The sequence below is a fragment of the Rhodococcus sp. Eu-32 genome, assembly GCF_003336925.1.
Taxonomy (GTDB): Bacteria; Actinomycetota; Actinomycetes; order Mycobacteriales; family Mycobacteriaceae; genus Rhodococcoides; species Rhodococcoides kyotonensis_B.
In genome coordinates, this window is sequence record NZ_QGNK01000009.1 from 51,883 (window position 1) to 64,954 (window position 13,072).

At 61.7% G+C, this 13,072-nt stretch carries 6 protein-coding genes; 5 read left to right on the forward strand and 1 reads right to left on the reverse strand.

The genetic code is table 11. The features are described 5' to 3' along the window. The first annotated feature begins 1 nt into the window (after nucleotide 1). The 4 genes from DK926_RS12875 to DK926_RS12890 all read left to right on the forward strand — a co-directional run bounded on the left by DK926_RS12875 (nucleotide 2) and on the right by DK926_RS12890 (nucleotide 4,461). Nucleotides 2–1,414: an amidase gene (locus DK926_RS12875; protein ID WP_114330727.1), complete on the forward strand. Its 1,413-nt coding sequence runs from the start codon at nucleotides 2–4 to the stop codon at nucleotides 1,412–1,414. Next, nucleotides 1,411–2,346, forward strand: a complete 936-nt coding sequence (locus DK926_RS12880; RefSeq protein WP_114330728.1) for a phosphotransferase — start codon at nucleotides 1,411–1,413, stop codon at nucleotides 2,344–2,346. The genes DK926_RS12875 and DK926_RS12880 overlap by 4 nt, the downstream gene beginning before the upstream one ends. A 7-nt stretch (nucleotides 2,347–2,353) precedes the next feature. Then, nucleotides 2,354–3,298: a choline kinase family protein gene (locus tag DK926_RS12885; protein ID WP_114330857.1), complete on the forward strand. Its 945-nt coding sequence runs from the start codon at nucleotides 2,354–2,356 to the stop codon at nucleotides 3,296–3,298. A 317-nt stretch (nucleotides 3,299–3,615) separates the two neighbouring features. Continuing rightward, nucleotides 3,616–4,461, forward strand: coding sequence for a hypothetical protein (locus tag DK926_RS12890; protein WP_125833401.1), 846 nt, complete (start codon nucleotides 3,616–3,618; stop codon nucleotides 4,459–4,461). A 599-nt stretch (nucleotides 4,462–5,060) separates the two neighbouring features. On the opposite strand, the gene DK926_RS12900 is transcribed toward DK926_RS12890, so the two are convergent. Continuing rightward, on the reverse strand, nucleotides 5,061–6,428 hold the full coding sequence (locus DK926_RS12900) for a hypothetical protein (RefSeq protein ID WP_125833402.1): 1,368 nt from the start codon (nucleotides 6,426–6,428) through the stop codon (nucleotides 5,061–5,063). Between the two features lie 601 nt (nucleotides 6,429–7,029). Between DK926_RS12900 and DK926_RS12905 the strand changes: the two genes are divergently transcribed. Further along, entirely contained in the window at nucleotides 7,030–13,020 is a 5,991-nt protein-coding gene (locus DK926_RS12905) for a DUF3320 domain-containing protein (RefSeq protein WP_114330732.1), read from the forward strand. Nucleotides 13,021–13,072 lie beyond the last annotated feature (52 nt).

Below are 13,072 nucleotides of genomic sequence, written 5' to 3' on the forward strand. Positions count from 1 at the left end.
GTTGACCAATCCCCTGCTGACCAAGACCACCGCGGAGCTCCGTGCGAGCTTCGCGAGTGGTGAGTCGACACCCATCGACGTCCTCGACGCCACCCTCGACCACATCGCGACGACGAATCCGTTGATCAACGCGATCGCGTACATCGACGAGCCTGGCGCCAGAAAGGCCGCCCAGGACGCGACCGACCGGCTCCGGACCGGGCGCGCGTTGTCCGATCTCGACGGCATTCCCGTCACGATCAAGGACAGCATCCACGCCGTCGGTATGCCGTGGCGGCACGGTGTGAAAGCGAATGCGGACCTGCCGATGTCGACCGTCGATGCTCCCCCGGCTGCGCGGTTGAAGGAGGCGGGCGCGGTCGTCGTCGGCAAGACCACGATGCCCGACATGGGCATGATGGCCGCAGGCGTCAGCTCCCTGTACGGGATCACGCGGAACCCGTGGGATCTCTCCCGCAACACCGGCGGATCGAGTTCCGGCGCGGGAGCCAGTTTGGCGTCGGGAATCGGGTTCGGTTCTGTCGGTTCGGATATCGCCGGTTCCGTCCGGTTGCCGGCCGGTCACTGCGGGTTGGTCGCGCTGAAGCCGACGCAGGGACGCATCCCGCATCTCGCGCCGTCGACGATGCGGTCCGCCGGACCCATGGCCCGCACCGTCGACGACCTCATCGATCTGTATCGCGTGATCACCCGCCCCGATCCGCGGGACACCTGGAGCCTGCCCTACGAAGACACCGCCGACATACACGCGGCCATCAGCCCTGCCGGACTTCGCATCGGCGTCATGCTCGACATGGGCCACGGCACAACCATTTCCGACGACGTGCTCCACGTCGTCCGTTCTGCAGCAAGCCACCTGTCCGCAGCGGGTGCCGTCGTCACCGAGATGCCGCCGATCTTCGGTGAGGATCCGTACCCGGCTCTCGATCGACTGTTCCAAGTACGAGCTCGGACCGAGTGGGAGTCGATCCCGGAAGCGCGCCGGTCCGAGGTACTCCCCGCCGTCGCCGACTGGGCCTCGGGTGCAGCCAATTACACTGCGGCCCAGTTCTCCCGAGATACCGACGCGGTGATGCGCGCCCAGGAAATCGTGCGGGCGAAGACGAATGAGTTCGACTTCGTGATCAGCCCGGTGATCCCGACGATCGGGTTCGGTGCCGAGGACGTCGGGCTGAACTCGGCGCAACCGTTGGCGCACTGCAGTTTCACGGCGTGGTTCAACCAGACAGCGCAGCCTGCATCGTCGATCTGCTTCGGATTCGCCGAGCGCATGCCCGTCGGGATCCAGATCGCCGGGCCACGATTCGCCGACCAAGCAGTGCTGCGCCTGACGAAGTGGCTCGAAGGTGCACGCGAATTCGACATGGCCTGGCCGACGGACGTCGCGGCAGAGAAGATCGGAGCAAGCGCATGACAGTACGAGAGACTCTGAGCCAATTGGGTATCTGGAGTTACGCCGACGTGTCGCTCGACCCCGCGACGACCATGGCGAGCCCGAGCTGGTGGGGCGCTGATTCCGAGCGGTACTCGGCCCGGTCCACCGTCCCCGACGCCTCCGCCGGTTCCGCGGCGTTCGTGAAGGTCATGGAACCGCATGCACGGGACTACGTCGACGTCGGCGCGTCGTTCGCAGCCGCAACCGCAGCCGGCGAGGCCGGCATCGGACCAAAGGTCTTCATCTCCGACGCCGACTCGGGCGTGCTGGTGATGGAGGACTTTACCGGTGTGTCGTCGACCGCCACGCTCGATCTGTTCGACGACGATTCGGCCGTCGAGAAGCTCGTTGCGCTGCGGAAGTCGGTGCACGGGTTGACCGGTGTGGTGCGTCGGGCATCGGTATTCGACGACATCGCTCTGGTGCGCAGTGTGATCGACCAGGTCGGTGGCGTATTGCCCGCCGACTTCGACTGGATGACGCGCACTCTCGCACCGGCCCAGGCGCGGATCGAGTCAGCCGGCTACGACCTCGTCCCCTGCCACGGCGATGGCAACGTCTCGAACGTGTTAGTACTGGACAACGGCAGCTTCAGGTTGGTCGACTGGGATGTCGCGGCACTGATGGACCCGTTGCAGGACATAGGGGCGCTGATGGCCGAGCTCCGGCCGTTCGACTCCGATGCGCGCGAGGTATTCGAGATGGCGTGGGGGTCGTTCGACAGTGCGCTGTTCGACCGCGCCCGCATCTACGGCATCGCCGACTCGCTGCGCTGGGCACTGATCGGCCTGTACGCCGACGCCGTGCGCCCCGGCACTCACGAGTACTCGAAGTTCTCCGATTGGCAGTTTCTGCGCGCACGAGCAAGCTTGCGCGACCCGCATTTCGACGACCGCATCCGAAACATCTGAGGTGACCATGAACGACATCGCGATCGGATCCGCCCGCACCGAAGCCGAGCGGCAGGTCGAGAAGGCTCTCGCGTCCATCCCCGAGTGGGAAGGCTTGGGGACGACGTACTCCCCGGTGCCTGGTGGGCTGATGAACAGTAATTGGCGCATCACCGTCGAGGGGAAATCGAAGCGCTACTTCATGAAACTGCCGGGCAGCGGGACGGATTCGTTCATCGACCGTTCGCTCGCGAACGAGGCTGCCCGACGCGCCGGCGCTTTGGGTATCGGCCCGGAGGTCGTGTTGTTCGATCCGGTGACCGGTGTCGAGGTCATCGAGTTCCTGGAGGGCTATCGGGCCTGCACAAACGGTGATCTGAAGCGGCCGGAGATTCCGCTGGGGATGATCGACGTCTATCGGACGCTGCATTCGGGCAGCAAGCTGAGCGTGACGAAGACGATCTTCGACATGATCGACGAGCATCTCGAGCAGGTGGCCGAGCTGGGTGTGCGCTTACCGCGCGACGCCGAGGTCATTCTGACCGAGTACCGGCAGGTCAAGTCGGCCATGTTGGCAGGCGGCTTGGATCTGGTTGCGTGCCACAATGACCCGATGCCTGGCAACATCCTCATCGGTGACGGTTTGCCGATGAAGTTGGTGGATTACGAGTTCGCGTCGAACAATGATCGCGCCTACGAGCTGGCCGTCTTGGTCACAGAAATGTTCTACGGCGAGCAGCAGATCATGGAGTTGATCGAAGAATTCTTCGGCCGGGCGGAGTGGTCGATCGTCTCACGGGTCCAGGTCTGCAGCTTCCTCGCCGACGTCAAATGGGGGTTGTGGGGCTGTGTGAACCACAAGCTCTCCGATGCCTGGGACTACGACTACCACAAATATGGGTCATGGAAGCTGGCCAGGGCGAGAATCCAGATGGGTGATCCGAGGTGGGCGTATTGGGTTGAGGGATTGTAGGTGATGACGCCAAAATGGGTTGACCTTCGTGCGGAAATGCGTCGGACTCGTTGACCATCTATAGAACGAGGACGATGAACTTCGGGCACGTCAACGACCAGCAGGATGCAGCGAAATAACTAATCGATTTGGCCACGTTTACCTGGGATACGCCAACACATGGTCGAAGGGACTGCCGATCTAGCTGGAACTGCAACGACGAATCGACCTGAACATGCGGACTATATTCGGGCGGCCATGCAATGATCCCTGCTATGTCGAAGACTATATGGATCATCAACCCAGAAACTGCCGGTGCTGGATGCAACGTGCCCGCTATGCGTCAGCTGTTAATCGATGCGACGGAGGCTCCAGACCCCTCGATCGCGCTTCGAGGTAGAGTTTCTGAATACACCCAAGTCGTCAGCGCGTTGCTCGAGAACTTCAACGTCAGTTTCGACGATGCAGAAAAAGCACGATCGGCGCTCTTCGATAAGCACTGGGGAGGTGGCGCGGGCATGGGTGTGCCTGCTCACGTTCAGTCCGCTGTGGTCGATGCGCTTGCAATACAAGCCCCAGAGTCTGAACATCCAGCGTTCGAGGACGTTGCAACTGCAGTCGTAGCTGGGTTAACCGCAATCAAACGAGACACTGCCGGCAGGGCGCGCCTCGCGTTTGCGAGCACCCTTGGACACGCTGAATCGGTCTGGGTCCAAGAGACCGCATATCAGCTTCTCCAGATGGGTATCCCACCATCGGAGATCAGGCGCGAGTCGACAGTCGGGGCGCAGAGAATGGTCGACCTAAGCGTCGGAGACGTTCCGATCGAGTTTAAGTCAACATTCGCGTCGTTCGCACTCAATCACACGCTCGCGCACACGGCGCAATGGTTTGGCAGCGACATCGACAAAATTCGCTCCGCTGGGCATGACGGTATTTGCGTTATCAGTGTTGCCCATCTAATTGGCGTTCCGCATCAGAAAATTAGGTTCTCAACGCGTAAATCTCACCACCTGACTCACGATGAAGTGCGCTTTCAAGGTTTGAAAAGATACAGCGAATACCTGGAGGAGGAGACTGGTACATCCCCGGTTCATGTCGATCTTGGGGTGACGGCGGTACCCGCTTCGACGGGGACTGTTCACCTCGACGCACTCGTGGCGCGCGTACCGCATTTAATCTAGGAATGAAAGCCTTAAAATAAACCCCGCGTCATTCTTATTGCGTTTGTGCAAATTTTTCTAAGCTTCCATACAGGAGGCAGTCGATGAAAGATAGATAGTCGGATTATTTCTGAAACCGTGTCGCAATACGTCTGACACGGTCCGCGAGGGCGCTCCCCACTTGTCCAACCCTATCGAGGTCCACCGCCGCGAACCATCGCACGCCGACACCATCGGTCCATTCGATCCGACCGGACTCGTGTAGTACCGCGATCTCCAATCCAAGCCGTTCCCTCACTTGGCTATGTATCTGGTCACGGTAATTCCTCGCAGATTCTGGGAGCACGATCACGAAGCTGTCGACATCAGACACGGTACTGATTGCGCGGAGTGCACGACCATACAGGATGTCTAGGTCGGTTTGCCTTTACTCCCACACGCCTAGAGCGATGAAGTGAATGGTCTCATCACCCCGCCAGCATCGGAAACCACGAGAACGGCTGCCCTCCACTACTTCCCAGCCGCCGTTCTCCAGTTCGGTGCGAAACAGTTCGTTGACCGACGGACGACTAGCCCCTCGACTCGACATTCCTGGCCCTCCTCGCCGTGCACGTTTACGTTCAGTCTCCGAAGCGGTCCAACCAGAACGGCGCGTTCCTGAACCTATCGATATCTTGCTCGCCACCGAAGAATGCGAAATCGATGAGTTGGTCCCACACGAACTGGAAGCCCGAAGCCAATGGCCAGACCGTGTCCTGACTGGTGTATAGGTAGAAACGAGACGGACGTTCTGTCGGCTTCTCCCACTTCACCTGGACCGAGCACCCGTCCCCTGGGTTGTGCGTGACGACGCCACGCAGGTGAAAGTCCATCACCGACACGGCATGCCCCCGACGGTCGAAGGGCACCTGCTCGACGACGTTACGCCGCGTCCGCACGGCGATCCGTTCACCAGGTCGCATGTCGGCTACCTTCGATTCGTAGCGGGGGTTCGGATCCATGCGCCATTCACTTCGGGTGAAGAAGTCCGACACCTGGTTTCGATTCGAAGACTTCGGTCCGGGGCTGACGATCCAGTAAATCTCGACGTCGCCGAGATCTTCGATCTCATCGAAGGTACCGGGCTCATCCATGACGCTCTGCGCAGATGACGCAGGTAGCTCGACGGCCAGATCGGGTGCACTGCCCGCTTCCGTTGGACTCTCGGCGGGACGACGACGAAGTTCGGGATAGACGCGCTCGACCAGCTGAGGGCAGTGATACCGCGTGTAGACGCAGAAGTGCTTCCGCATCAGGTCCAGCACCAAAGCGCCCGCCGCCGCCACAACTCGTCTATCGGACATCAACTTGGTCATCGCTTCGAGGCCATCGATGTCAAGACGAACGGCATCCGATCCGGCGTCGTCGTACGGACTCTCGGAAAGCTGGACCGTTGGGTGGTCTTCAAGGAAGCTGTCGACGTCCGTCAATTGGTCCAACACGCTGGCGCGCACGTTGACGTGCCCAAAAAGCTCCCCGCCGCGCTTCTTGTCCGCGCTGAGGACAAAGACCTCCATCTTTCCCACGCTCACGCAAAATCGGCGGGGGAACCTCGTATTACCGTATGTCCCCGTGCTGACCGACCAGTACTGAAATTCGGTAGCGCGTGGAGCCGGTATACAACCCTCGATGAAACGCCGCAGTAGGTCGGTGACCTCGGGTTCGTCCCCGTGCTCGAGATAGCGTTTCGCCGCCGTCGAGTACCGAATCGACTGCCCTTCCATGTCTTTCAACGGAGTGTCATCTAAAGAGTTGTAGCCGACGGGGTCGCGCAGCCAACTCGCCTGGCCCTCTTCGTCGAGCAACTCGCTCAACGCGTCGACTCCAGAAGTGATGCTGGCGTTGAGAACGTTTCGCAGTGGCGCGCCCACCCCTTCGAGTTCGTGGGTGAGCTTCCTCTCGACCCGCCTCAACTCTTGTTTGGACGCGGTGCGCACCAGCAGTCGCACAGTGGCGATCTCGTCACCCCACTTCGTCCGATGCCCACCCATGCGGGACCGTAGATCGACCGACTCGCCGAGGTAGAAAGTGTCATCCTCGAAGCGGAGCAGGTAGAAACCACTTCGTTTGGGTTCGTTGGCCGGCAGTCCGACTGCTTTGATCTCGGCAAACTTGGTCTCGGGCCCGAATCGTCGATCGTCAGCCCACTGTGCAACCGCTTCGCGCGGAGTCGGCATCATCGGAGACTCGGGCTGTCGAGAACTGCAGCCCGTACACGAGCGGACATCGCACCACACACAGAATTACTCCACCGATTTGAACCGACATTCAGTACTGGACGCAGCGTACAGCGGAGCCACGACACACCCTGGGTAGAGCCATCGAACGTCACTGAGTTGCCTTCACAATGGCGAAACACGCCAGCAGAAGCCGACAAATTCATTCGACTAAATGAATCCCCCGCCACTCTCTTAGCATCAGTAAGCAAGACACCCTCATGTCCGATACCGTTCCGGATGCACCTTGTCGGTAGGCCCCTCTAGCGTGTGAAGGTTGGCGGCACTGCCGCGACCATCGACAAGGCGATGAAAGACGGAGCTCGGAGGATAAATGCAGGATCTCGAACAGGAACTGAACCCGTTCCGCACGGTGGTCGACGGCGTGTCCATCGAGATTCATGCTCACCCCGCGGTCAATCTTGCACTCGTCTACAACGGTGTCCCGCTGATCACGAGCATCGAGATCGTGAACCTCTCCGACGCAGACATCGTCGACGTCCGAGCCTCCGTCCAGCTGTTCGGCTCAGGCGAACAACTCTCGACGCAGCGCGTCGACGTGCACGACGGTCCCCTCCGCGTCGGCGAAAATATCGTCTGGTCGAACTACTCGTCGATCGTGCCGCCGGTCCCCCACCTGCGCGCACTCAATGAGAGCCACCCAGCCACCATTTCCGTCACGGTGTCCAGGCTCTGGGGCGAGGACATTCATCTCAACGCACCGATTCGCGTTCTCGCGCACAACGAATGGTTCAACGCACCAGTCTTCTACGACTCCCTAGCCGCGTTCGTTCAGCCGAACACCCGCGCAGTCAGTTCGGTTCTCGACACCGCATCGAACCTGCTCGGATCCGCTACGGGTGATCCGTCGCTCGGCGGATATCAGAAGGGCCCCGAACGGGCCGCTCAGATCGCAGCCGGCATCTACGAAGCTCTACGACACCAGCAAATCCGCTACATCGATCCGCCCGCGTCGTTCGAAGACACCGGACAGAAGATCCGCACCACCGCCCAGGTACTCGACGAACGCTTCGGCACCTGCATCGACCTCGCCGTCACCTACGCAGCGTGCCTCGAAGCGGTCGGCCTCCGTCCCGTCCTCTGGTTGATCGACGGCCACGCCTTCGCGGGCTTCCTGCGCGAGGAGAGTCAGCTCGCGCACTCGACGATCACGGAACCCAACGCACTGATCAACCTCGTCGAGTCCGGCCGCATAGTACCCGTCGAGGCCATGTACCACGACACCAGCGAGTCCGGCTCGTTCAAGAACGCAGTCGTCGTTGCCAAACGGCACTTCGCCAACCGCGACGGATTGCGCGGCGTCGTCGCGATCTCATCGGCACGCAAAGACGGCATCCGCCCGCTTCCGAGCCTCGACGAGGTGGTCGCGGCCAAGGCCGAGGCGTCGTCGCCGGTGCCGAGCCGTGCCGACCTGGGCCTCCCCGCAGAACTTCTCGACGCGCAGGACACGTCGGACCTTGTCCTCGACACCAGCGACACCGCCCCGCCGCGGGTCCAGAAGTGGAAGCGATCGCTTCTGGACCTGAGCACTCGCAATCGTCTCCTCAACCTCAAGCCGACGCGCGAGGTCATCGACCTTCACGTTCCGACATCCGGTCTTGCTCTACTCGACGACTTCGTCCATAGCGGGCACAGCATCGAACTGATGCCGCACGACGAGCTCAGCTCGATCCACGAACTCCAGGGCGCCCGACGCGCACAGGACATCGATGACAAGACGATCCTCGACTACCTCCGCGATCAGAAGCGCATTCATGCCGTCATCACCAAGGACACGTACCCGGCACGGCTCAAGCACCTTCAGCGCACCGCGCACACGATGTTCGAGGAGACCGGCAACGCCAACCTCTACCTCACCTTCGGTGCGTTGATCCACACCACCAGCACGGGCAACGAGGCCCGTGCTCCGCTCTTCCTGCTTCCGATCAAGGTCGTCGGTGGATCCGGCCGCAGCCAGTTCAAGATCACCGTCGACACTGCGGGTGTTTCGACGCCGAACTACTGCCTCGTCGAATGGCTCCGGATCAAGCACAACGCAACGATTCCCGCGTTGCAGAGCCCTCCGCTGGACGACAACGGAATCGATATCGACGAGGCGCTCAAGCAAATTCGATCGGCGCTTGTCGAGCACAACCTCGACTTCAGAATCGACGAGACCGCGTCCGTCGCGATCTGCCAGTTCGGCACGTTCGGGATGTGGAAGGACCTGACCGACAGCTGGGACATTCTGGAGCAGAGTCCGATCGTCCGGCACCTCACCCACAGCGCCGGCGAGTCCTTCCGCGACGCGAGACGCCCGGACGGCTCGGCCATCGAGTCAGTCCCGGTTCACGAGCTCGACGTACCAGTCCCGATCCCGGCCGACGGTTCTCAGCTTCGAGCCGTCGCCCTTGCAGCCGACGGCCACACCTTCGTCCTGGAAGGCCCTCCGGGAACCGGCAAGTCGCAGACCATCACCAACTTGATCGCGCACACCCTCGCGCAGGGCAAGTCGGTTCTCTTCGTCGCCGAGAAGCAAGCCGCGCTCGACGTCGTCAAGAAACGTCTCGACAAAGTCGGCCTCACGAAGTTCACGCTGGACCTGCACGGAAAGAACCAGAGTGCGAACGCAATTCGATCGCAGCTGAAGCACGCGATCGAGAATTCTGCCACCTATAAAAACAGGACCTGGGCTGCCAAGCTCGCCGACGTCCGATCGCGCCACGTCCCACTCGACGACTACCCCGTCAAGATCCACCAGCAAAACGGCGTCGACCATTCGCTCTGGTCCGCCTATGACACCATGCTCGGTCTCGGCGATGGGCCGATCGCGCCTATCCCCGCGACATACGTCGGCAATCCGGCTGTTCCGGTCGCCGACATCACCGGGGCCCTGAGGCAATTCGAGCGTGCTGCCCGTTCCGTCCCGATCAGTCGCGACAACCCGTGGACCATCGCGGGAACCATCGATCAACACGCCACCGATAATCAGTTTCGTGCTGTCGCATCGCGGCTCGCCGCTGCTCTCGATGCAGTCCACCACAGCAACATCGTGCGGTACATCGCCGAACAGCTTCCGAATCCCGAAACGATCGAACTCCTTCTCCCCCAAGCCCGACGGCAGGTCGGTCGGGCCATTCCCACGGCGGATAACCTGACCGCCACACAATCCGCACAGTGGGTTGCGTCTAAACACGCTCTGCTGGGCGAGATTTCGCTGCTACAGCGGCAATGCGGTCCTTTGACGTCGGTCTTCACGCCGAGCTTCATCGACAGCGGTGACACCGAGTCTCTAGCCGTTGCTGCAGAGGAAGCCGGAAAAGGCCTGTTCGGCAAGAAGAAGCGCATTGAACACTTCATCCGCGACGTGGCCCCCGGACTACTGCCGGGCGTTCAGCTGGATCCCGAGACCGCTCTCCCACTTCTGAGGTCGATCCCTGGCGCGCGAGAGCTCACCGCAAACACGGTGCGGCACATGCACGAATTGTTGACGCAGTTCGCACCCCCGATCTGGAATCCGTTCAGCCCGGATGCAATCGGCCACCTGCAGTCGTCCTTCGACTACATCGAACAGTCCGCGCAGTTCCTTCAGGCGCACCCACAGCTGTGGCAGACCCTCGTTGCTACCGGTCCATTGAGTCCGCAGGACATCGCCGTCCTCGACGACCTCTCGCAAGCATGGCGATCGTGGCGTCAGATTCTGGGTGCCCGAGACGTCGACGTCGACCGGTGGCGTAACGGCATTCACTGGCTCGGTGCGTGCCAGCGAGACTCGCGGTCATGGCTCGACGCCATCCAGACAGACGGCAGCGCGCCAATTCGCCACTGGTCCACCATGACCGGTTACCTCGACCCTTTGCGTACCGCAGGGTTGCACGATCTAGTCGAGGAGCTGTTGACCGGTGTCATTCCGGCTGGGCAAGCCGAGATTGCGTTCATGCGCGGAGTGGCGGTCACCTCTCACGACGAACGACGCCGCAAGCACGGCCTCACGCAGTTCGATCGCGCCATCAAGGACGGGGAGATCGAGGATTTCGCGAACGCGTCGGCTGCCGGTCGTGCAGAACAGGTCACCGCACTCCCGGCCGCTCTACTGGAGCGTCGGTCTTTCCACGCCGGTTCGTTGACGGGTGAGGTCGGCAATCTTCGACGACTCCTCGATGCCAAGCGCGGTGGAACGTCGTTCCGCCAGTTGATGAGTCGCTACGGCAACTACATCCTCGAAGCGACACCGTGCTTCTTCGTCAGCCCGACATCGCTCGCACAGTTCGTGCCACCGGGCTCGGTCACGTTCGACCTCGTGGTGTTCGACGAGGCATCTCAGGTGACCGTTCCCCAAGCCATCGGCGCGTTGGGGCGTGGCCGGTCTGCGGTGATCGTCGGCGATTCACAGCAGATGCCGCCGACGGCGATCGGCGTCGTCAACACGAACGACGGCGACGAGTACACCGAGGACGACGAGGTCATCCCGGAAGATCTCGACAGCATTCTCACCGAGGCGGTCGAGTCCGGAGTTCCACGGTTGTGGCTGTCGTGGCACTACCGCAGTCAGGACGAGTCGCTCATCGCGTTCTCGAACGAGAAGTACTACGAGGGCCGGCTCGCAAGCCTCCCGTCTCCTGGTGGCGACGACACTGCCGGTGTCGAGTGGCGGCGCGTCGACGGCCACTTCAATCGCGAGACCAAGGATCGCATACGCATCAACATCGTTGAGGCGGAAGCGATTGTTGCGGAGATTCGTAGTCGACTGTGGAATGCTCACCTCGCCGATCAAAGCACCGGCGTCGTCACCTTCAATGCACAGCAGCAGACGCTGGTCCGAGATCTCCTGGAGGCGTCGGGCGATCCGCTCATCCTCGATCAGCTCCGAGACGATCGCGAAGACGGGATCTTCGTCAAGAACCTGGAGAACGTGCAGGGTGACGAACGGGATGTGATCCTCTTCAGCGCTGCCTTCTCGAAGAAGCCGGACGACCCCAAGCTGCCTCTCAATTTCGGCCCGTTGACCAGGACCGGCGGCGAGAAGCGACTGAACGTGGCCGTGACACGTGCCCGACGCAAGGTGGTCATCTTCACCTCGTTCGATCCGATGGACATCGATCTGTCGCGCACGAGGTCGGTCGGAATCGCTCACCTGCGTGGGTACCTCGAGATGGCTGCGCAGAATTCGCGGATCGACGACGCTCGACCCGCGCATTCGCGTGGAGCGTCGGACGCGGTGCAGGAGCATCTGGTCCGATCCATCCGCGAGGACGGCTACGAAGTCGAAGCCAACTACGGTCTGTCCGAGTTCGTCTTGGATGTGGTTGTGCGCGAACCGGGTTCAGAGCAATGGCAGGTTGCCGTCATGTTGGACGGTCCGCAGTGGGCGCAGCGACCGACGGTGGCCGATCGGGACCTGACGCCGCAATTGCTGGAATCGATGATGCATTGGGGTTCGTCCGTCCGCGTGTGGCTTCCGGATTGGATCGACAACCCCGACGGTGTCATGACGCAGATCGCCGACGCCGTGAGCCGTTCCAAGGAGCGACTGGCTGCTCGCCAGGCCGAGATCGACGCGGCGGCCGAGGCTCAAGCGGCTGCCATCGCGGCCGCAGGTACGGTGGTCGACGACGCCATCGAGTCGCCCGACGAATTCGCGCCTGACAGCGACATGTGGATCAAACTGGGCGCGACCCCGGAGGAGTCGGAACCCCTACGCGTGGCAAGCCTGACCGTCGTAGAACTCGCGCTGACGATCGCGGAGCCGAGGAATTGGCATGGCCGCAATATCGAATACATCGAGGCACCGACGTCGAACCTCGGCGTGCGCGAGGACCTGGACCGCGTGCACTCACCTGCGGTGCGCAACACCATCACCCGGGCTGTCCAAGAGAAAGTAGAAATCGAAGGTCCGATCTCGCTCGATCGTCTGGCACGAAATGTGGCCAGGCGCTTCGGCTTCGACCGAGTCGCTGCGGGACGCCGCGAGTTCGTGTTGCAGACCGTGCCCGACGAGCTGATCGAGCGGTCCGACGAGTTGGGCGATTTCGCCTGGCCACGCGAGCTGGACCGCGCGACGTGGCGAGGATTCCGCAGGACGCACAGCGACCTGACGCGGGCGCTCACCGACGTAGCGCCGGAGGAAATCATCAACGCGATGATGTCGGTGTGCGCGCAGACTGGCCAGCCGGACTACGACACCCTGCTGCGCAAGAGGTTGACCATCTTCAACCAGAAGCGTTTGACAGGTCCGAGCCGGGAGAGACTCGAAGCTGTCATCGATCTGGGCGTCCGACGCGGACGGTTGATCCAGATCGACGAGACCTACCGGGCGGGGGCTTGATGACGGGGATTGGCTTCGACATACCGGTCTCGAATCCGCTCAGAAGCGATAG

What these genes read in the sequence shown, in the direction of transcription:
- DK926_RS12880 (WP_114330728.1), top strand. Translation starts at nt 1,411, where the DNA reads ATGACAGTACGAGAGACTCTGAGCCAATTGGGTATCTGGAGTTACGCC.
- DK926_RS12885 (WP_114330857.1), top strand. Translation starts at nt 2,354, where the DNA reads ATGAACGACATCGCGATCGGATCCGCCCGCACCGAAGCCGAGCGGCAG.
- DK926_RS12890 (WP_125833401.1), top strand. Translation starts at nt 3,616, where the DNA reads ATGCGTCAGCTGTTAATCGATGCGACGGAGGCTCCAGACCCCTCGATC.
- DK926_RS12905 (WP_114330732.1), top strand. Translation starts at nt 7,030, where the DNA reads ATGCAGGATCTCGAACAGGAACTGAACCCGTTCCGCACGGTGGTCGAC.